The sequence below is a fragment of the Kiritimatiellia bacterium genome (assembly GCA_025054615.1).
Lineage (GTDB): Bacteria > Verrucomicrobiota > Kiritimatiellia > CAIVKH01 > CAIVKH01 > JANWZO01.
This window is the reverse complement of record JANWZO010000018.1, coordinates 25,642-44,195: the sequence shown is the minus strand read 5'-3', so window position 1 is coordinate 44,195 and position 18,554 is coordinate 25,642. Positions and strand designations below refer to the sequence as shown.

Genomic DNA, 18,554 nt, shown 5'->3' with positions numbered 1-18,554 from the left:
CCCAGCATCTTAATCGATGCGCAAAATGACTTAAACTTGTGCCAAATATAATGCTAACAGCACTTATGACACAACCACACCCATAAGTTGATAAGTACCCCTCGACCCAAATTTTGACAACAAAAAATTCACGAGTGTCCAAGACCCTCTCGAAGATGCCCCTTCCTTCCGAATCGCGAGACCGAGATGTCTCCTGCCAGCGGTAAACGCCGCCTAGCAATCGTTTGAGCTGCGGTTGCAAAAAAACTTCTACCGCGGACACACACCCGTAGAATTCAACGCCCTAACCGCATTACATACGTCGGCAGGTTCTTTCGAGAGTACGTTCCAAGCATGGCCGGTGAACTGCTCCAATCATCTGCCCGACAACAGATCGGCAATCTTAAGGCGGACCCGAGATTACAGAAAAAATTCCCGTTTGACCTCTTATATTACGAAAAGCTATGACAACACCGCTCTCCTCAAACGCCAAAGCCCGTTGTCGGTTGGACGAATACGACGGTCCGCTCCATCCCAATCTCCTCACCCGTCGGTCCGACCCCAAAATAGCGACAGTACTGATGGTCGTCTGACGGTGAAGAGATCGATCAAACATTACATATTCCCTTGAAACGTATGCTTACATGAAATAGGGTCGCGAGCTTTGGATTGTTAGCACGGACCATGAAACGCACATATCAACCCTCCAAGATCAAGCGGAAACGCACGCACGGATTCCGCAAACGGATGAAAACCCGGGACGGTCGCCAGGTTCTTCAGCGGCGCCGACGAAAGGGGCGGAAAGAGCTCACACGCGTCTGATCGTCATGAAACGAACGGACCAGGGATTGGCGCGGCATCAGCGCCTTACCCGGTCTGCGGATTTTCGCGCCGCATTCGATGCAAGGCAGAAGACGGTTGGACGTCTGATGGTGATGTATTTACTGCCGCGTCCGGATGGCTCGCTCAGACTCGGAGTTGTGAGCAGTCGCAAGCTTGGGAATGCTGTTGAGCGTTCCCGGGCACGACGGCTTCTCCGCGAGGTATTTCGGCGACATCGTTCCGAATTTTCAGGCACATATGATGTGGTCTTGATCGCCCGGCGCGAATTGCTGGACGCAAAGTGGCAGGACATTGAAAAGGACCTCTTTGACATCGCGCACCGCGCGGGCATTTATCGGGCTCCCGAAAAACGACAGAGCTCCGAGGCCGAAACGGAAGGAGCCGGCTGATGCGTCATCCCTCTGGCCATAGCCCCCATTCCACGTGGCGCCTACTTCGGACCCACCGCGGATTTTGCTCGCGGACAACCGTCCTCGCGGTCGGACTGATCCGTCTCTATCAATGGACGCTGAGTCCTCTGCTCGGCGGAGCTTGTCGATTCCATCCAAGCTGCTCGAATTACGCCATCGACGCCATCCATTTGCACGGAGTCTTGCGAGGCTCCTGGCTGACGATCAAACGTTTAGCCCGTTGCCATCCGTTTCATCCCGGCGGGATCGATCCTGTTCCTTCCCCACCCCAGCCCTAGTAGGAATTGCCATGTCGATGGATAAGCGTGACTTCGCCTGGTTTATAGTCCTTTTGGCGCTGCTATTCGCCTGGCCAGTTATCGACCGGATGATCGCGCGCACATTTTTTTCGGATCATCCCGCCAAGGAAAAGACCACGAAGCCCGCCGTCTCCGCAGACGAAGTGAAGCATGCGGAAGCAGCCGATGAAACGCCGGCATGGGAGTCTCGGCCGGACACGGAATCGCGAGGAAATCTCGAGGCGTCCGACGATACGGGAGCGGACCATGAACCGCCGCCCACAGTCACGCTCACAAACGCTAAAGCGGAATTTGTGTTATCGAGTCGAGGGGCCTCGCTGCTCAAGGTAACCCTTCACGAGTATCGCGCATCCATTGAGAAGGACAGCGGTCCGATGGTCCTCGATTTTTCAACGCGGCCCTCTCTCTCATATGACAAGCTTCCCTCCCTTGGAACAACTGCCCTTTTCACGGCAGCCGTCTCGAGTGATGGACGGTCAGTGACCTTCACCCGTGATACTAGCAACGGTCTCCGGCTGGAACGGACCATCGAAGTTACGGATCGATATGTACTGCGAGTGATTGACCGCTTCTTGAATGTTTCGAAAAGCCCGCTGAAGATTCCCAATTCCATCCTGCGGACCGGCCCGATGTCCCGTGAGGCTGGCCGCACGGACAGCCCTGGCGTGATCTCATTGGGGGTCGACACCCTTTCACCCGGCGGTGAGAGCGTCAAACACTGGGGCGGGGAGATCGGGGATTTATTCGAGGCGTCGATGGAACGCCGCGAGTTGTCGGGCCTACCCATGGTGATCGACGAGCCGCCGCGGGACCATCCAGTTGATTGGGTCGCCGCAAAGAACAAATATTTCGTTCAAATTCTGACTCCGCCGGAGGGTACGGGCGAGCGAGCTTGGCTCTATGCGCGGCGGGCGCCGGCGCAACGAGAAAAGGAGGATCCCTCGTTCCTTTCACGGAAAATGACCTCCATCCTCGAAGTTGGCGCCGGAGTCGAATTCGCTAGCGTGGAATTGCCCCCGGGTCAGGTCCACGAACGCGTCTCAACGCTGTATGTGGGCCCCATGAAATATAGCGAGCTCCACGCCATGCGCCTTCACCAGGTTGACGTCATGGAATTCGGCATGTGGGCACCCATTGGCAAGCTTTTGCTTCGAGTCCTCAATTTTTTGCATGACCACATCCCGCCCCACAATTATGGAGTCGCGATTATCCTGCTGACGCTGATTGTCCGGGTGGTCTTCTGGCCGATCACCCATAAGAGCACAGAGAGCATGAAGCGCATGGCGGCCGTCGCTCCGCTCGTGAATGAAATTCGGGAGAAGTACAAGGACAATCCCCAAAAAATGCAGCAGGAGATCATGGCGCTCTACAAGGAGCACAAGATCAACCCGCTTGGCGGTTGTCTGCCCATGCTCATCCAAATCCCGGTGTTCATCGCGCTATTTGTCGTTTTGCGCAGCGCGATTGAACTTCGTTTTGCGAGTTTCCTCTGGATTCGCGACCTCAGCGAGCCAGAGAACCTGCTCCCCGGCATTCTTCCCTTCGGCCTTCCGCTGAATATTCTGCCGCTGCTGATGGCCGCTACGATGTATCTACAGATGAAGCTCTCCCCTAGCGCCGGTGATCCGGTTCAGCAGAAAATCATGTCCATCATGATGCCGGCCATGATGCTCATATTCCTCTATAATTTTGCCTCGGGCCTGGCCCTTTACTGGACGACCCAGAATGTGCTCATGATTATCCAGCAGCTCATGATGAAAAGGAGCATCACCCCTCTGGCACCTGCCTCCAAAGGGAGAAAATGACGCTGCGAAACCTGGTCATGGCAATGTCGTGGGTCGGGGACCTGCCCTCAATCTCAACGTCCTCCGGTTCGCGAATGAATAATCCCAGCTAGGCAATTTCAGTCAGTTCCATGAAGTCGATCGAGGTCACGATGGATGACGGGCGGAAAATGGTGTGCCCGATCGATTCTCCCGTCTCCACATTGCTGACGAACCGCACCGATGAGCATGGCCGCCACTACCTGGGCGCCATTGTGAACAATCAGCTTGTAACCCTTGTGTTCAAACTGGAGGTGGACAGCCACGTACGTTTCGTCACGTTTGCGGATCCGCAGGGCTGGCGAATCTACCGAGCGACTGCCTCTTTTCTGCTGGCTAAAGCTGTCAGGGAACTTTTTCCTGAGGCTCGGTTCTCGATCGAACATTCCCTGGGCACGGGCTTCTATTGTTCGTTCGGACTCGACAGTCGGGAGGGAATCTCCGACGAAGACCTGCGTCTTCTCGACCGGCGCATGCGTCAGTTGGTCGCGCGGGATCTGCCGATTGAACGCAGGAAAGTCAATTATGCCGAGGCCGTACAAATTTTTGAGAAACAATCTCAACCGGACAAACTGAACCTACTCCGCTTTCGAAACCCGCCGAAAGTCGTGATCTACCAATGCGGCGACTTTGCCGACTTGTCCCATGGACCGCTGGCTGCAAGCACGGGAGCAATCACGCATTTTGAGCTGATCCGACACCAGCCCGGTTTTGTGATCCAGTTTCCCGACCGAAGCGTACCTCCGAGGGTTCCGCCACTCCGTCCCGAGCCCCAGCTTTTCCAGATCTTTCAGGAGCACAAGCGGTGGGGCCGCATCCTTAACGTCAGCAATGTGGGACGGCTCAACGAAATTATCGCAAACAAGGAAATCGCCGATTTCATTCGAATCGCCGAGGCGCTCCACGAGAAAAAAATTGCCCAGATTGCGGATCACGTGGCCCACCACCGCGACAGGATCCGTTGGCTGCTCATCGCAGGCCCGTCCTCATCCGGCAAGACAACTTTTGCCAAACGTCTAGCTGTGCAATTGCGGGTCAACGGGCTACAACCCGTGACCATTTCCGTCGACAATTATTTCGTCAATCGGGAGCGCACGCCGCGAGATGAAAAGGGTGAATACGATTACGAGCATATCGAGGCCATCGACCTCGCGCTTTTCAATGATCATCTTCGTCGGCTCGATCAGGGGGAGCGTGTGGAGTTGCCGACGTTTAATTTTGTGAAGGGCTGTCGGGAGTTCCGCGGCGACACCTTGCAGCTTGAGCCAAATCAGATGGTACTTCTCGAAGGGATTCACTGCCTGAATCCCCGGCTGACAGCCGAATTACCAGCACACCGGAAATTCAAGATCTACATCAGTGCCCTGACACAACTGAATCTGGACTGCAGCAATCGCATTTCAACTACGGACAACCGGCTCATTCGCCGGATGGTTCGCGATTACCAGTTTCGAGGCCACTCCGCAATGGTGACGATGAAAATGTGGCCCAGTGTAAGGCGGGGCGAAAAGACATGGATTTTCCCGTTCCAGGGCGAGGCGGACATTGCCTTCAACTCCGCTTTGGACTATGAGCTGGCCGTGCTCAAGCCGTTTGTTGAACCCCTGCTGGCGGAAATCAAACCCGATTGTCCCCACTATATTGAAGTGCGCCGGTTGCAGGAGTTTCTGTCCAGTTTCCTGCCCGTTCCTGCGGATGCGGTACCCCCCACCTCCATTTTGCGGGAATTCATCGGGAAAAGCGGTTTTGAATACTGACCGCCAAAATTCCTTGCACTCGAGTCTGATTGATGTATAAGTCTTTTGATATTCGTTTTTATTTGGACTGCGGGGTGGAGCAGCCAGGTAGCTCGTCAGGCTCATAACCTGAAGGTCTCGGGTTCAAATCCCGACCCCGCTACCAAATCCGACACGGGTTGCATCCGTCTCCTACGTCGCGATCGTCTGATGGATTCTCAATCCTGATTCGAACTACCCAGATAGCCTCTCTGAGGCTCTGTCGCTTTGTCTTCTTGACGCCTGATTCCACATCTGTTGGCTCACTTGGGAAACAAAACGGGAGGGGGTTTCATTCCACGCCCGATGGCAGCTAACCGAGTGGCAAAACAAAAAGGGATGACGTATTACATCATCCCTTTTTGGCGCTCGCGATTGGCGTGGCTTTACTTGCTGCCGAGAATCGCGTCCTTAGCCGCCTTCGCGACTCGGAATTTGACGACCTTCTTCGCAGGAATTTTGATCGCCTCACCGGTCGCCGGATTACGGCCCATGCGCGCCTTGCGATGGACCAGGACCAACTTGCCAATCCCCGGGATGACGAAGCTGTTTTTCGCCTCCTTGTAGGCCAAGTGCGCGAGCGCCTCGAAAAAGGCGAGGGCTTGCTTCTTGGTGATCCCGACGGTCTCGGCCAGTTTGGCCGCGGTCTGCGACTTGGTCAGTGCCATATGATTTGAGCCTCCTGATTCGGTCGGAATGCGGTTTTGCGTTCCGATCAGGGCATCATCTTGCGGTCGCGGAGCGGCAAAACAAGAGTTTTTTTGAAGATTTTCGAAGGTTTTGCCCGGAACATCGCGCCAAGATTGACTTTTTCGCCCCCGTATTGGATGAGTTCGTCACTCATGAAAACAGCGCGCCATAGTGGCGATCCGACCAATCGCCGCAAAGTCGAACATATTTCAATCATCAAAGAGGACGCGGCGACCGATCGCCAGAAACATTATTTCGATGAGATTCGACTTCGACACCGCGCTTTACCGGAAATCAATCTGGACGAGGTCGACACCTCCATCGTCTTTCTCGGAAAACGCCTTTCGCTTCCTTTGATCATTTCCTGCATGACGGGCGGCGACCATACCGTCCTCCGAAAGATCAACCGAAATCTTGCTGTTGCGGCCGAGCGGCGTGGAGTCGCGATGGGCGTCGGCTCTCAGCGTGTGATGTTTCTGCAGCCCGGCGCGCGGGCAAGTTTCGAACTCCGGCGCTACGCGCCAACTGCCCTCCTGTTTGCGAACCTGGGAGCGGTGCAGCTCAACAAGGGATTCACAATTCAACAGTGCCGCGAGGCCATGGAGGTTCTCGAGGCAGACGGCCTTTATCTGCACCTCAACCCTCTTCAGGAAGCGGTTCAGCCAGAGGGCGACACGCAATTTCGTGGTCTGGCTGAAAAAATCGGCGAGGTAGCGGAGGCCCTTCCTAAGCCGGTAATTGTTAAGGAAGTGGGCGCTGGCATTTCCCGAGAAGATGCGCATCTTCTCGTTGCCGAGGGGATTCGGTTCATCGATGTGGCGGGGGCCGGCGGAACATCCTGGAGCCGAATCGAACATCACCGCGTTCGCGACGCCGGGCACGCACACGGTCTCTTGTTTCAGGACTGGGGCCTACCGACGCCACGCGCCCTGTGGGACCTCCGAGACCTCCGCCCCGAGGTGACGCTAATCGCTTCCGGCGGCCTGCGGTCGGGCCTTGACATGGCCAAGGCGATGGTTCTGGGTGCATCTCTTTGCGGGTTGGCGGCACCGTTTTTGCAACCGGCTTTGAAATCGGCGGAAGCGGTCGAAGAAGAAATCGAACGGCTGCGAAGAGAGTTCCGGATAGCATTGTTTTTGCTCGGCGTCCGATCTCCGGCTGAATTAATCGGCCATCTGGAATATATATTTGAAGCGCCACCCTCGTGGGGGATCCCATGAACCATGGAGTCTTATTGATCATCATCGCCGTGACGGCCATTTGGGTCGTGTCCAAATCACTGACGCGCGCGTCATCCGACAAAATCCATGAATTCATGAGGCGCGGCGCTCTGGTCATTGACGTGCGTACCGCCGCCGAATATGAAGCCGGACACCTGAACAGCGCCATCAACATCCCGCTGGACCAGTTAAAGAGCAGGATTAGGGAAATAGAGCCCGATCCAAACCGGCCCATTTTGCTTCACTGCGAAAGCGGCGCGAGGAGCGAGGCCGCGGTGCAGATTCTGCGCAAAATGGGTTATCAGCACGTGCTCAACGTGGGTTCATTCGCCCGAGCCCGCTCCATGCTTGAACCCAGCCGATAAATCTCGCCATTCACCTCGCTTTTCGCGAAATTGGGCAAAGGCACATGAACGTTGGCATCGATTCCATTCGATTCTACACGTCGCACTACTTTGTCGATCTCCGCACGCTGGCCGCGGTCCGTGGCGTGGACCCAGACAAGTATCTAATGGGCATCGGGCAAGAAAAGATGGCGATCCCTCCCCCTGACGAGGACATTGTCACCATGGCTGCTTCGGCTGCCCTGCCCATTATCGAACGCGACGGCATGGAGAACATCGAGCTTCTCCTGTTTTCGACCGAATCGGGAATCGACCAATCCAAAGCGGCCGGCATTTTTGTCCACGGCTTGCTTGGGCTGCCCGCCCGTTGCCGCACCCTCGAATTGAAACAAGCCTGTTACAGCGGCACGGCTGCCCTGCAGCTCGCCTGTGCCTATATCTCGCGAAGGCCGGATGCCCGAGCCCTGATTCTCGCCGCCGATGTGGCAAGATATGAACTCGGAAGTCCCGGCGAGCCGACGCAGGGATGCGGCGCCGTCGCCATGACTGTTTCTGCCAATCCTCGACTGCTCGTCGTAGAGCCGGAATTCGGGGCCTACACGGAGAACGTCATGGACTTCTGGCGTCCCAACTATCGCGACCAGGCGATCGTCGATGGAAAATATTCGACCCGTGTTTACCTGCAGGCGCTTCAAATGTGCTGGGCGCAATATGCGGAGCAGTCCCGCCGCGCCTTTGGGGACATTCATCGGTTTTGCTACCACCTCCCGTTCACCCGGATGGCCGAAAAAGCTCATGAACGGTTGGCGAAGGACAATGGCGTCCCCATGACGGACGAGTTATTGCAAACCCAAATCGGTCCGTCGCTGATCTACAACCGGATCACGGGAAATAGTTATGCCGCATCCCTATATGTCGGACTCGCCAGCCTTTTTGACAACGAACCCTCCGACCTCGCCGGCAAACGCATCGGTTTGTTCAGTTATGGGTCCGGTTGTGTAGGAGAGTATTTCAGCGGAATCGTCCAGCCCGGGTATCGGGAAAGCCTTTTCACTGCCGATCACCGTGAGATGCTGGAAAACCGTACGGAATTGTCGTATCGTCAATACGAAGATATTTACAATCTGCCCTTCCCCACGGATGGCGGTGTCCACACGTTTTCGCGTTATCGCACCGGCCCGTTCCGATTGGCGGGGGTTCAGGAACACAAACGGATTTACGAGAAAGTGACATGATCGCCATTGCCCCTGGCAAATTGATCCTAAGCGGCGAACATGCCGTCGTTTACGGCCGCCCCGCTCTCGCGATGGCCATCGACCGCTGCGCCCAGTCCGTCATCGCCCCATTGGCCGGCGATCGGATCTCCTTCAATCTGCTGGATCTAAAGCAAAGCGATTCTTTTACCGTCCGCGCACTCAACGAGCTGAAAAATCGCGTTCTCCGAAACTATCAGCTTTTCCTCAATGGCGAACTGAGCATACGGGAAGTCCTTCACAAGCCGATCGAGCTGTTTGAATTCGCGTTCATCACGGTCCTCGACGGCCTTCACCTGAAATTTGGCGGCGGCTTGGAAATTCGAACGCGCTCCAATATCCCGATCGGCTGCGGCATGGGTTCCTCTGCCGCGACCATCTTGAGCATGCTGAGGGCCATCGGCCACTATTTCCGTGTGGAGTTTCGGCCCGACTGGTTTTTCAAATACAGCATGGAGGCCGAAAAACTTCAGCACGGCTATCCCAGCGGCGTCGATTCCTACATCTCGCTCCACGGGGGCTGCGCCCTCTTCCAGGACGGAAAAGCCGAGCCCGTGCCGCTGCCGCGCCTCCAAATTTACCTTGTCAATACCGGTACGCCGGCTTCCACAACCGGCGAATGCGTGGTGGCGGTGAGAAAACAGTTTGCGAAAGATCCTATCTGGAACGACTTCGAAGCCGTCACACGAGAGGTCGAAAAGGCCATTCGGGCCAACGACCGAGACGCCTTTCGCCAAATGATCGCCGAAAACCACCGCCTGTTGTGCCGAATCGGTGTCGTACCTGAAAAAGTGCGCCAATTCATCGCCGAAATTGAGGCACGCGATGGTGCCGCGAAGATTTGCGGAGCCGGCGCTGTGACAGGCAATAATGCGGGGATGGTTCTTGTCGTCAGCGAAACACCACCGGTGGACCTCTGTAAACGATACGGCTACGAACTGCTGACGGTCCGAGGTGATCCGCTGGGCGCCCGGATTGTTTAGCGGATCGCTCGTGATCGTTGCGGCCAGCGCACCCGGCAGCCTGATGCTCCTTGGTGAGCATGCCGTCCTGCATGGCCGAATTTCGGCCGTCATGGCCATCCAGCGAAGGATTCGCGTTCGCCTTGCGCTCCGACCCGACCGTGACGTCCGCATAGACTCCTCCCTCGGATTCCACCAAACCACGCTGGACGATGTGGCCCCCCACCCTTCTTTCCGATTTCTTCTGGCGGCGGTCTGCTGTTTCAAAGCCTGGCTGCCGCGAGGCGTGGACATAAAGGTGGAATCGGACTTCTCGCATACGGTCGGATTCGCCTCATCGGCGGCTACCACCGTTGCCGCTGTCGCCGCTTTGCGAAGCCTCTCAGGTTTGTCTGCAAAACCGAACGAGATTCTCGCCGATGCCGTCGAAATCATTCGTGCCGTGCAGGGCCGCGCGTCCGGGGCAGACGCAGCCGCCGCGGTGTTTGGCGGCGTGGTTGCCTATCGCGCCGAACCGTTAGAGGTTCGAAAGCTGCACGCGACATTGCGCGGCCTCGCGGTCTACTGCGGATACAAGACGCCGACGCCGCAGGTCATCCAGTTCGTGGAAAACCATTGGAAAGACAGACGGAGGGAGCTCGATCTCCTCTACGATCGGATCGGGGCTAACGCCGACGAGGGAATCGCGGCTCTGGAGCGCGGGGATCTGGCCGCCTTTGGCCGTGCGCTGGACCAAGGCCAGCTTTTGATGGATCAACTCGGCGTCAACACGCCAGAACTCCAGGCGATTGTCGAGAGGCTTCGGTCGGACCCCGGAATCCTTGGAGCCAAAATTTCAGGATCGGGCCTGGGCGATTGCGCCATCGGCATCGGTGCCCCGACGCTGCCGTGGCGAGATTACGCAGTTTTTCCCGTGGAAACGGATCGTTCCGGCGTTCGCATCGAATAACGCGTCCGACAGACTCGGTCGAACGGATCCCGCCGACCGAATATCGTTCGTACGCCTACGGATTTCGCAGGAGTTCTTCCGCAATCTGGATGGCGTTCTGGGCCGCGCCCTTCCAAATGTTGTCGCCCGAGCACCACATCACAAGCCCGTTGTCGCAGCTCTGGTCCCGCCGGATCCGGCCGACAAGAACCTCATACCGGCCGCTGGCATGGATCGGCATCGGGTACAACGCGTTCCCCGGATCATCCACAACCTTGACGCCGGGGGCTGTTTGGAGGATTTCCCGGGCCAGCTCCGGCGTCATCGGCTTTTCGAATTCGACGTTGATCGCCATGCTGTGTCCGTTGAACACCGGCACACGCACACAGGTGTTCCCCACGCGAATGGAGGGATCTTCGAGAATCTTGTGCGTTTCGCGCCGCATTTTGATCTCTTCCGTGCTCTCGCCGGTGTCGTCCTTGAAGGAGCCGACTGAGGGGATCACGTTGAAGGCAATCTGGTGCGGATACACCTCACGCGGAAGAGGATCCCCGGCAGCCCATGCTCGGACCTGAGCTTCAAGCTCTCGGATGGCAGGGGCGCCCGTGCCCGATACGGCCTGATAGGTGCTGGCTACGATCCGTTTGATCCTGGCCGCGCGGTGCAGCGGCGCCAGCGGCATCAGTGCGATGATGGTGCTGCAATTCGGGTTGGCGATGAAACCCTGGTGGGATTTCAGCGCATGCGGGTTGATTTCGGGCACCACGAGCGGCACGCGCGGATCCATCCGAAAATCATCGCCGTTGTCGATCACGATGCAACCGCGTTTCACCGCCTCCCAACCGAACGTTTGCGATGCGCCTTTCGCGCCCTCCGTCCCCGCAAAAAAGGCAAAATCCATCCCGGCAAATGCGTCAGGCGTGGCGGTGCGGACCTGAACTGACTCCCCATCGATGGTCTCGACGCGGTCGCTTCTCGCCAAAATGGTCAGAGATTTCATGGGGAAATTGCGCTTTTTCAGCAGCCGCACCATTTCGGTGCCGACCGCGCCAATGCCCACTACGCAGACATGATAGGATTTCATCGTTGATTCCTCACTGGTGGCCGACCGGGCCGCCCTCCGGACATACCGCCCCGGCTATCTCCTCACACCAGGCTTGCAACCAGGTCTCCAACCTCAGTCGTGCTCAAGCCCATTTTCCCGGCGGCCAGCCCCTTGATTTTGCCGCTCGTCAGCGCCTGTTCAATAGCGCGTTCCACCGCCGCAGCGGCCTCCCGTTCACCCAGTTGGTCCAGCATCATCGCCGCAGCCGCGATCGCGGCGAGCGGATTGATCACATTCTGGCCCGTGTACTTGGGCGCACTGCCGCCCATCGGCTCAAACATGGACACACCTTGCGGGTTGATGTTCCCGCCCGCCGCGATGCCGAGTCCGCCCTGAATGATCGCCGCTAAATCCGTGATAATGTCTCCAAACAAATTCTCCGTCACCACCACGTCATACCATTCGGGCTGCTTCACGAACCACATCGTGGCAGCGTCCACATGGTTGTAATCCTGCCGGATGTCCGGAAATTCGGAATCGCCCATTTCCTTGTGCACGCGCACCCACAGGTCACCCGCGTGGGTGAGGACATTGCATTTGTGGACGAGCGTCAGCATCTTCTTTTTGTTACGGCGCCGAGCGTATTCATAAGCAAACCGCATGCACCGCTCGACGACGGGCCGGCTATAAATCATCACTTGCGTCGCGATTTCGAACGGCGTGCCCTTCTGAACGGTGCCGCCTACTCCTGTGTAGATCCCGCCCGTGTTTTCCCGAACCACCACGAAATCGACGTCTTTAGGCCCCTTGTCTTTGATCGGGCAATCTTCCGCTCGGTAAAGCTTGACCGGTCGGAGGTTGATGTACTGGTCCAGGGCGAACCGGGTCTTCAGGAGGATGCCAACCTCGAGTATTCCCGGCTTCACATCCGGGTGGCCGATCGCGCCAAGAAATAGTGCGTGCTGTCTGCGGAATTCGTCCAGCGCGGAATCCGGCAGGGTCTCCCCGGTTCGTAGGTATCGCTCACCGCCGAAATCGTAATGTGTATAAGACAGCTTGAATCCGAACTTGCTCCGCGCAGCGTCTAGGACCTTCAACGCCTCACGGGTAACCTCTGGACCTGTCCCATCGCCGGGGATGACGCCGATGTTATAGTGCCTTGCCATTCGCGGCCTCCGAAAATTTCCATGCTATGTAAAAATTCTTTTTTCGGTTTCCATGCCATGTAAATTCCGCGCGATGGGCGCGTCCGTGCGGCATGCGACCCGGAGCGCGCCGGGCCAAAGGTGGCGTCCCCAACCGGATTCGAACCGGTGTTACCAGGATGAAAACCTGGTGTCCTAGGCCTCTAGACGATGGGGACCCGAAAGATTCCTATACTTACCACAACTCCGGGTGGGCGCAACCTCCTTCTGAATTCATTCGGGACCCGCTGCGGCACCGTTTGCGGTTTGTAGTCCGGTTGAACAGTTCAGAGCCGACCGCAAAAGGCCCGACACAACGGGATCCGGGGCTTCGAATGCCTGGAAGCAGGAGAGGCGGGTTTCAAAAATGTCTGAAAAATGCCGCGCCATCTGGTCGCGGACATCGGAAACTCTTGGACAGCGCGGCCCAAGAAGCTCCGCAAGCGAGGTCACTTTTTCACCGACCAGGCCGCAGCCCACAATGTAGGAAAATCCCGTCAGGTCCAGATTCACATTGAAGCTCATTCCGTGCATAACCACCCAGCGTTTCAGGTGAAAACCGATCGCTGCCAGTTTTCCCGCATCGGTCCATGCACCATTCTTCCCTTCTCTGCGGTAGGCCGAAATCCCGTATGATGCGGCCGTTCGAATGGCGAGCTCTTCCAGATTCCAAAGAAACGTATGGGACGCCCCGGTTCTCGGAGCGAGGCGGAGGATCGGGTAAATGACGAGCTGCCCCGGCGCGTGATAGGTCACGTCCCCCCCGCGGGAGGCGCATTCAACGTCGATCCCAATCGCTCGAAGGTGCTCGGCGGGGCGCAACAGAAACCGGGTGCGGCCCCGGCGGCCCAGTGTGACCACGGGGGTGTGCTCGAGGAAAAGGATCGTGTCGGGGATCTCGCCCCGATGCCGAGCGTCGACCAGCGCCTCTTGGAGCCGTGCGGCGGCCGTGAACCGCAGGGGGCGCTCGAAATAAAGTCCAATCGCCTCGCCGGCCATGACGGGACCTTCCGATCCGCGTGGGTCGGCTCAGGTTTCCTCGTCGGGATTCAAGGCCTCGTATTGGTCGGCGTCCAACAGGGTTTCCAGCTCAGAGACGTCATCCGGAATCATTTTGAAGATCCATCCCTCCCCATATGGATCCGTGTTGATGAGCTCAGGGCGGTCGAGGAGCGCTTTGTTGACGGCATGGATGGTTCCACTGATAGGGGCATACACGTCGGATGCGGCCTTTACGGATTCGAGGGTCGCAACCTGCTCGCCGGCGCTGAACGAATCGCCTTCCGTAGGCAGTTCGACGTAGGTCAAATCGGAGAGCTGGTCCTGGGCAAAGTCGGTGATGCCAACGGTTGCCACCTTGCCGTTCCAGCGGACCCATTCATGCGTTTTCGTGTAGCGAAGTTCGCGAGGTGTATCCATTGAAGCTGCCTCAATCTCCAACTGTCCGCGCGGACGTTGAAACGCGCGGTTGTCGTTCTTTTTTCGGATTCACAATGGAAGGTCAAGCCCAGATTCTGCGCGGCTCGCGGCGCGGCCTTCGGCGCTCAGCGAAACTGAGAGGCCGTCCGCGCAAACTCATACCGCGAGGTTCCGCCGTGCGTCGAGGCGTCCCAATTGACGGACCATGTCATCACGCCGGCGAGCGCAGGATGTCCACGGCGGCTTCGCATGGCATACGCGGAACGGTAGGTCCGTTCTCCGGTCATCAGGCGACGGAGAGCGCGGCGAACATCGGCCGGCGCAAGATAACCGTTTCCGGCGAGCGGCGTAGCCGGAAGCCCAATGACGACCTTCTCCGCGCCGAGCCCATGAAAATAGAGATTTGGGTCCCGGTTCACCGGGAAGCCCAGGATTAACATCTCCGCAAGAGCCACCACGAAATCAGGGGTTCCGGCCTTCACGATCACGTCGTGTTGTTCGCCGCGCCCGCTGAAGGCAAGCTTCGTGCCCGCGTTGTAAAACTGCATCTGCACCCAGTCGATTTGCTCTCGGAGCGCATGAAGGATGGGAAGGTAGCCTCCAGATTTTTCCCCGTATGTTTTGTACCCAGCGACGACATATTGGGCCTCAGGGGTCACCGTCACGATTTTTTCGCGCCCGATTTGGCGATCGAGATCGCGGATCGCTTCTATGAGCATGCGGACACGCCGAGTTGTCGGATGCCGAAAATCCGTATCCCCTGGATCGAGGTGGAGCGACTCGCCCTCGAGATTGATGTCAACCCCATCGAACCCATACTCTCGCACCAGGTTCGCGAGGCTCCGGGCGAATGCCTTGGCGTCTTCCGGAGTCGACAAGACCACGGGATGGTTGCCACCGCCAACTGACAGGATCACCTTAACGCCTCGCGACTGTTTGAGGCGAACATCCGCCTTGAACACCTCCACGGGCTGTTTGGTGGGCTTGAAGGCCATTTCGGGGGACCCCGGAGAGGACGGCACCGCGAAGGCGATAAAGATGTGGGTGTACAAAGGCGAAACATCTCGTAACGGGATGTATTCGGTCGACTTCCCGACCCAGTTGTGCCAATAACCGGCCACGATGAATTGGCCACGGGACGCGTGTTGAGGCGCCTTGGCGGTGCCCCGCGCATCGGGCGAAGCGGCCAAGATGAGAGCGGCCCAAGCGAGGAAAATCGAGCGCCATCCGCGCATGGCAACGCCTATCCTTTGGCCAAAGGCCGCATCTGCGGAAACAGGATGACATCGCGAATAGCCTCGGCGCCGCAAAGCAACATCACCAGGCGGTCGATGCCGATGCCCATCCCGCCCGCGGGCGGCATGCCATACTCTAGGGCCGTCAGGAAGTCTTCGTCGATCTTGGACGGGTCGCCGTTCGCCTGTTCCTCGAACCGGCGCCGCTGCTCGAGCGGGTCGTTCAACTCGGAATAGCCCGGCGCGATTTCCCGACCGCCAATGACCAATTCGAACACATCCACGCAGGACGGATCCTTGGGGCACAATTTCGCGAGGGGAACAAGAGGGGCGGGTAGCTCGATGACAAACGTGGGATTGACGAGGGTCTTTTCAATCACCTTTTCGAATATTTCATGCGTGATTTCGAAAGCCCCCCACGCGGGGTCGACATGGACCCCCGCGGTGATCGCGCGGGCCCGCATCTGGTCGACGGACAGCGAATACCAATCCGACCCCATCCGTTCGGTGATCAAATCCCGGTACGTCACCACCCGCCACGGCGGCGTGAGGTCAACGGGTTGATCCTTTGTTCCAACACTAAGGGTTCCCAGCACGCTCTGCGCAGCGTGGCAAATCAGGTCCTGTACAAGCTGCTGCATGGTCGTGCGGTCGCCATAGGCCTCGTAAATTTCGAGCATTGTGAACTCGGGATTGTGGAACCGGCTCAATCCCTCGTTTCGGAAGTTTCGGTTCAGCTCGAAGATCTTGTCGAATCCGCCGACCAACAAACGCTTGAGGTACAACTCGGGCGCGATGCGCAGATACATGTCGCAATCCAGCGCATCATAGTGGGTTTTGAATGGCGTCGCCGCGGCACCGCCCGCCATCGGCTGCATCATGGGGGTTTCCACCTCCTGGAAACCGCGGCCATGGAGAAAATCGCGTATGGCCCTGACGATTGCGATTCGTTTGTTGAACAGATCTCGGACCTCGGGGTTCGCGATCAGATCCAGGTAGCGTTTCCGGTACCGGATCTCCACGTCGTGCAGGCCGTGCCACTTCTCCGGAGGCGCTCGTAGCGCTTTCGCCAGCAGCGTCCACGATCTGACCTTGAGGCTCGGCTCCCCCGTGCGGGTCGTGAACAACTCGCCCTCCGCACCGATAAAATCGCCGAAATCCACCCAGCCGAAGGCATCGAACGCGGCATCGCCCAACTCGTCGCGCTTCAGGTAGATCTGGAGCCGGCCCGTACCGTCGCGGAGATCAGCGAAAACCGCCTTCCCCATTTCGCGCCGCGCCAGCATGCGCCCGGCGATCCGCACCCTTCGACCCTCTTGGAAGGACGCGCGGATGTCCGCGAGGTTGCCGTCCCGCGCGAATGCCCCTCCAAAGGGGGCATGTCCAGCCGCTGCTAGCCGCTTCAAATGTTCCAGACGTTGCGCCCGATATTCCGCCTCAGTATGGCCCAGTTCCATTCTTTTTCACCCTAGGAAAACGCCCGCTTGTACAACACCATAGCGGTCGCCGCAAATCTGAATCGAGCGATTGATGCTCGAACCTGCATTTGGTATCAAATCATCGTATCCACCAGATGAGCATCGATTTTCATCTCAATCGGCCCATTCATCTCGCGCGGCGCGATGTCCACTTCGAACGCGCGGCCGAATTGATTTATATGCCGATCCACGAATTGGATACCGCGGGCCGGATCCAGCATGTCGAAAATATCCACTCCCTTCTCAAATCCGCACAATATCATGCTTCGCTGGCGGCCAAATCGATCGCAACGACGAGGGCGGAACAGGACTTTCTGCGATTTTTGAACCTGATCGCCGGCAACGTGCAGTCGGCGCATTCGATGATGCAGCACCAACGGATGCTGGAGGGCGAGGAGGGCTTCCTGTGTCAGTTCTTGTCTGCATCGCCGGAGGAGTGCGCACTGCCCGCTCATCACTACCGGCGCCGCGCGGACGACATTCTTCAGGGCGTCTGGCATTTGATGCGGCTGGTGCATCGACCGTACCGTGAATTGCAAAAGGCCAACACCGCAGCGCTTTCGCCGGAGGAAATGGAACGATATCGGCGCGCGTATGAAAGTTTTCGCGCGGAGGTCAACGAACGATACCCCGCCACTCCCAGCGTGGAGACCGTAGCGGCCGCAGCCGGATCGTCCAAAAGAGCCTGAGGACAACCTGCGTTCTTGCGCCTCCCCCTCTCGCGTTGTTGAGACCATCAGGCCGCGGACGAACGGCCCAGCTCGATCTCCTCGCCCGCCCGAGCAAGGTCGGCACACGAATCGGCCGACGCCACGCGACCGGCCAGCTCGTCGAGCGCTGAGTCATCTTTCCGGGGATCATGATGGATGAGCTTCACGGCACGGGCCCCGGACATCCGGGCAACGGCCAGCGCATCCAGCCATGACGAATGGCCCCAACCCCGGTACCGGTCGATCTCCTCCGGTTCATATTGGGCATCCATCATCAGGAGCTCCACGGGCTCCGGCTTGCTGCACAATCCGACCAGGAGCGACTGCTCTTCCTCCGTCGCAGCAGCCCATTCGATATCCGTTGCAATAACCACCGAAGCGCCGCATGGCGGCTCGTCAATTCGGTACGCCGTGCATCCGCCGGGATGCGAGACCGGGCACCATCGGATCTCAAACGTTCCCCACTGGAGCGGCTCGCTCGAGGCGCGGCCTTCGAGCGTGTGGAATCGCACGCGCGAGCGCACATCCGAAATTTGGAGTGGCCAAAAGGGCTTGTCCATGATCCGCGACATCGTCTCCTCGACCTGATAAGCGTCGAGCGCGGGCGCCGCGATTTCGATTGTCCACGTGGAATCATACAAAAGTCCGAGCGACGGCAGACCCATGATGTGGTCGAGATGATAATGCGTCATCAACAGCAACACGCGCCGCGGCCCGCCGGCTGAAGCCAAACGCCGCCCCAGAACCCGAATGCCGGTGCCCGCATCGATAAAAATGTGATCTCCGCGAACGCCCTCGATCAGGATTGACGTCGTCTCCCCGCCATATTTCATGAACGCGGGCTGAGCAACGGGATATGACCCACGCACTCCGCCAACAATCAGGCGCATACGAAACCTAGCGAGTTTGATTTCAACCCGAAAAATTTACATCACATGGAAATTTTTTTCGAAAAAT

20 protein-coding genes and 2 tRNA genes are annotated in these 18,554 nt (G+C 57.9%); 12 read left to right on the top strand and 10 right to left on the bottom strand.

Going from position 1 to position 18,554, the window contains the following annotated elements; translation table 11 throughout:
* The first annotated feature begins 663 nt into the window (after window positions 1-663).
* From rpmH to NZ740_08735, 6 genes are all read left to right on the top strand, one after another.
* Window positions 664-801 (top strand): 50S ribosomal protein L34, encoded by a 138-nt coding sequence (gene rpmH / locus NZ740_08760; protein ID MCS6772097.1) that lies wholly within the window; start codon window positions 664-666, stop codon window positions 799-801.
* Between the two features lie 5 nt (window positions 802-806).
* On the top strand, window positions 807-1,211 hold the full coding sequence (gene rnpA, locus NZ740_08755) for a ribonuclease P protein component (GenBank protein MCS6772096.1): 405 nt from the start codon (window positions 807-809) through the stop codon (window positions 1,209-1,211).
* A 95-nt stretch (window positions 1,212-1,306) separates the two neighbouring features.
* A complete protein-coding gene (gene yidD, locus NZ740_08750; GenBank protein MCS6772095.1) occupies window positions 1,307-1,510 on the top strand; it encodes a membrane protein insertion efficiency factor YidD in 204 nt (67 codons plus the stop codon).
* Window positions 1,511-1,521: 11 nt separating this feature from the next.
* The gene (yidC, locus tag NZ740_08745; GenBank protein ID MCS6772094.1) at window positions 1,522-3,336 is read left to right on the top strand and encodes a membrane protein insertase YidC; all 1,815 of its coding nucleotides are present in this window, start codon (window positions 1,522-1,524) and stop codon (window positions 3,334-3,336) included.
* A gap of 110 nt (window positions 3,337-3,446) precedes the next feature.
* Window positions 3,447-5,111: a nucleoside kinase gene (locus NZ740_08740; protein MCS6772093.1), complete on the top strand. Its 1,665-nt coding sequence runs from the start codon at window positions 3,447-3,449 to the stop codon at window positions 5,109-5,111.
* Between the two features lie 68 nt (window positions 5,112-5,179).
* Window positions 5,180-5,256: transfer RNA gene (locus tag NZ740_08735), tRNA-Met, on the top strand.
* Window positions 5,257-5,515: 259 nt separating this feature from the next.
* Here NZ740_08735 and NZ740_08730 read toward each other — a convergent pair.
* Entirely contained in the window at window positions 5,516-5,797 is a 282-nt protein-coding gene (locus NZ740_08730) for an HU family DNA-binding protein (GenBank protein MCS6772092.1), read from the bottom strand.
* A gap of 47 nt (window positions 5,798-5,844) precedes the next feature.
* Window positions 5,845-5,973: a hypothetical protein gene (locus NZ740_08725; GenBank protein ID MCS6772091.1), complete on the bottom strand. Its 129-nt coding sequence runs from the start codon at window positions 5,971-5,973 to the stop codon at window positions 5,845-5,847.
* Between NZ740_08725 and fni the strand changes: the two genes are divergently transcribed.
* Genes fni through NZ740_08700 form a run of 5 tightly spaced genes read left to right on the top strand, consistent with a single transcriptional unit; the run spans window position 5,972 to window position 10,547 of the window.
* A complete protein-coding gene (gene fni / locus NZ740_08720; protein ID MCS6772090.1) occupies window positions 5,972-7,039 on the top strand; it encodes a type 2 isopentenyl-diphosphate Delta-isomerase in 1,068 nt (355 codons plus the stop codon). The two genes, NZ740_08725 and fni, sit on opposite strands and share 2 nt — an antisense overlap.
* Window positions 7,036-7,404: a rhodanese-like domain-containing protein gene (locus NZ740_08715; protein MCS6772089.1), complete on the top strand. Its 369-nt coding sequence runs from the start codon at window positions 7,036-7,038 to the stop codon at window positions 7,402-7,404. Before fni ends, NZ740_08715 begins: the two co-directional genes overlap by 4 nt.
* A 44-nt stretch (window positions 7,405-7,448) precedes the next feature.
* Entirely contained in the window at window positions 7,449-8,618 is a 1,170-nt protein-coding gene (locus NZ740_08710) for a hydroxymethylglutaryl-CoA synthase (GenBank protein MCS6772088.1), read from the top strand.
* Complete coding sequence (locus NZ740_08705; GenBank protein MCS6772087.1) at window positions 8,615-9,619, top strand: mevalonate kinase; 1,005 nt, start codon at window positions 8,615-8,617, stop codon at window positions 9,617-9,619. The genes NZ740_08710 and NZ740_08705 overlap by 4 nt, the downstream gene beginning before the upstream one ends.
* On the top strand, window positions 9,591-10,547 hold the full coding sequence (locus NZ740_08700) for a GHMP kinase (GenBank protein MCS6772086.1): 957 nt from the start codon (window positions 9,591-9,593) through the stop codon (window positions 10,545-10,547). Before NZ740_08705 ends, NZ740_08700 begins: the two co-directional genes overlap by 29 nt.
* A gap of 55 nt (window positions 10,548-10,602) precedes the next feature.
* Here NZ740_08700 and NZ740_08695 read toward each other — a convergent pair whose 3' ends face one another.
* The 7 genes from NZ740_08695 to lysS all read right to left on the bottom strand — a co-directional run bounded on the left by NZ740_08695 (window position 10,603) and on the right by lysS (window position 16,866).
* A complete protein-coding gene (locus NZ740_08695; GenBank protein MCS6772085.1) occupies window positions 10,603-11,610 on the bottom strand; it encodes an aspartate-semialdehyde dehydrogenase in 1,008 nt (335 codons plus the stop codon).
* Window positions 11,611-11,672: 62 nt separating this feature from the next.
* Window positions 11,673-12,737 (bottom strand): 3-isopropylmalate dehydrogenase, encoded by a 1,065-nt coding sequence (locus NZ740_08690; GenBank protein MCS6772084.1) that lies wholly within the window; start codon window positions 12,735-12,737, stop codon window positions 11,673-11,675.
* A gap of 121 nt (window positions 12,738-12,858) precedes the next feature.
* Window positions 12,859-12,934 (bottom strand) — tRNA-Glu (locus NZ740_08685).
* 55 nt (window positions 12,935-12,989) lie between these two features.
* A complete protein-coding gene (gene lipB / locus NZ740_08680; GenBank protein ID MCS6772083.1) occupies window positions 12,990-13,754 on the bottom strand; it encodes a lipoyl(octanoyl) transferase LipB in 765 nt (254 codons plus the stop codon).
* A gap of 30 nt (window positions 13,755-13,784) precedes the next feature.
* Window positions 13,785-14,174, bottom strand: coding sequence for a glycine cleavage system protein GcvH (gene gcvH, locus NZ740_08675; GenBank protein ID MCS6772082.1), 390 nt, complete (start codon window positions 14,172-14,174; stop codon window positions 13,785-13,787).
* A 125-nt stretch (window positions 14,175-14,299) separates the two neighbouring features.
* Window positions 14,300-15,409, bottom strand: a complete 1,110-nt coding sequence (locus tag NZ740_08670) for a chitinase (GenBank protein ID MCS6772081.1) — start codon at window positions 15,407-15,409, stop codon at window positions 14,300-14,302.
* 8 nt (window positions 15,410-15,417) lie between these two features.
* Window positions 15,418-16,866, bottom strand: coding sequence for a lysine--tRNA ligase (gene lysS, locus NZ740_08665; GenBank protein MCS6772080.1), 1,449 nt, complete (start codon window positions 16,864-16,866; stop codon window positions 15,418-15,420).
* Window positions 16,867-16,982: 116 nt separating this feature from the next.
* Between lysS and NZ740_08660 the strand changes: the two genes are divergently transcribed.
* Window positions 16,983-17,576, top strand: coding sequence for a hypothetical protein (locus NZ740_08660; protein MCS6772079.1), 594 nt, complete (start codon window positions 16,983-16,985; stop codon window positions 17,574-17,576).
* Between the two features lie 47 nt (window positions 17,577-17,623).
* On the opposite strand, the gene NZ740_08655 is transcribed toward NZ740_08660, so the two are convergent.
* Window positions 17,624-18,487 carry an MBL fold metallo-hydrolase gene (locus NZ740_08655; protein ID MCS6772078.1) on the bottom strand — a complete coding sequence of 288 codons (864 nt, stop codon included), beginning with the start codon at window positions 18,485-18,487 and terminating at the stop codon, window positions 17,624-17,626.
* Window positions 18,488-18,554: the final 67 nt, after the last annotated feature.

What these genes read in the sequence shown, in the direction of transcription:
- rpmH (MCS6772097.1), top strand. Translation starts at nt 664, where the DNA reads ATGAAACGCACATATCAACCCTCCAAGATCAAGCGGAAACGCACGCAC.
- rnpA (MCS6772096.1), top strand. Translation starts at nt 807, where the DNA reads ATGAAACGAACGGACCAGGGATTGGCGCGGCATCAGCGCCTTACCCGG.
- yidC (MCS6772094.1), top strand. Translation starts at nt 1,522, where the DNA reads ATGTCGATGGATAAGCGTGACTTCGCCTGGTTTATAGTCCTTTTGGCG.
- NZ740_08740 (MCS6772093.1), top strand. Translation starts at nt 3,447, where the DNA reads ATGAAGTCGATCGAGGTCACGATGGATGACGGGCGGAAAATGGTGTGC.
- NZ740_08730 (MCS6772092.1), bottom strand. Translation starts at nt 5,797, where the DNA reads ATGGCACTGACCAAGTCGCAGACCGCGGCCAAACTGGCCGAGACCGTC.
- fni (MCS6772090.1), top strand. Translation starts at nt 5,972, where the DNA reads ATGAAAACAGCGCGCCATAGTGGCGATCCGACCAATCGCCGCAAAGTC.
- NZ740_08725 (MCS6772091.1), bottom strand. Translation starts at nt 5,973, where the DNA reads ATGAGTGACGAACTCATCCAATACGGGGGCGAAAAAGTCAATCTTGGC.
- NZ740_08715 (MCS6772089.1), top strand. Translation starts at nt 7,036, where the DNA reads ATGAACCATGGAGTCTTATTGATCATCATCGCCGTGACGGCCATTTGG.
- NZ740_08710 (MCS6772088.1), top strand. Translation starts at nt 7,449, where the DNA reads ATGAACGTTGGCATCGATTCCATTCGATTCTACACGTCGCACTACTTT.
- NZ740_08705 (MCS6772087.1), top strand. Translation starts at nt 8,615, where the DNA reads ATGATCGCCATTGCCCCTGGCAAATTGATCCTAAGCGGCGAACATGCC.
- NZ740_08695 (MCS6772085.1), bottom strand. Translation starts at nt 11,610, where the DNA reads ATGAAATCCTATCATGTCTGCGTAGTGGGCATTGGCGCGGTCGGCACC.
- NZ740_08690 (MCS6772084.1), bottom strand. Translation starts at nt 12,737, where the DNA reads ATGGCAAGGCACTATAACATCGGCGTCATCCCCGGCGATGGGACAGGT.
- lipB (MCS6772083.1), bottom strand. Translation starts at nt 13,754, where the DNA reads ATGGCCGGCGAGGCGATTGGACTTTATTTCGAGCGCCCCCTGCGGTTC.
- gcvH (MCS6772082.1), bottom strand. Translation starts at nt 14,174, where the DNA reads ATGGATACACCTCGCGAACTTCGCTACACGAAAACGCATGAATGGGTC.
- NZ740_08670 (MCS6772081.1), bottom strand. Translation starts at nt 15,409, where the DNA reads ATGCGCGGATGGCGCTCGATTTTCCTCGCTTGGGCCGCTCTCATCTTG.
- lysS (MCS6772080.1), bottom strand. Translation starts at nt 16,866, where the DNA reads ATGGAACTGGGCCATACTGAGGCGGAATATCGGGCGCAACGTCTGGAA.
- NZ740_08660 (MCS6772079.1), top strand. Translation starts at nt 16,983, where the DNA reads ATGAGCATCGATTTTCATCTCAATCGGCCCATTCATCTCGCGCGGCGC.
- NZ740_08655 (MCS6772078.1), bottom strand. Translation starts at nt 18,487, where the DNA reads ATGCGCCTGATTGTTGGCGGAGTGCGTGGGTCATATCCCGTTGCTCAG.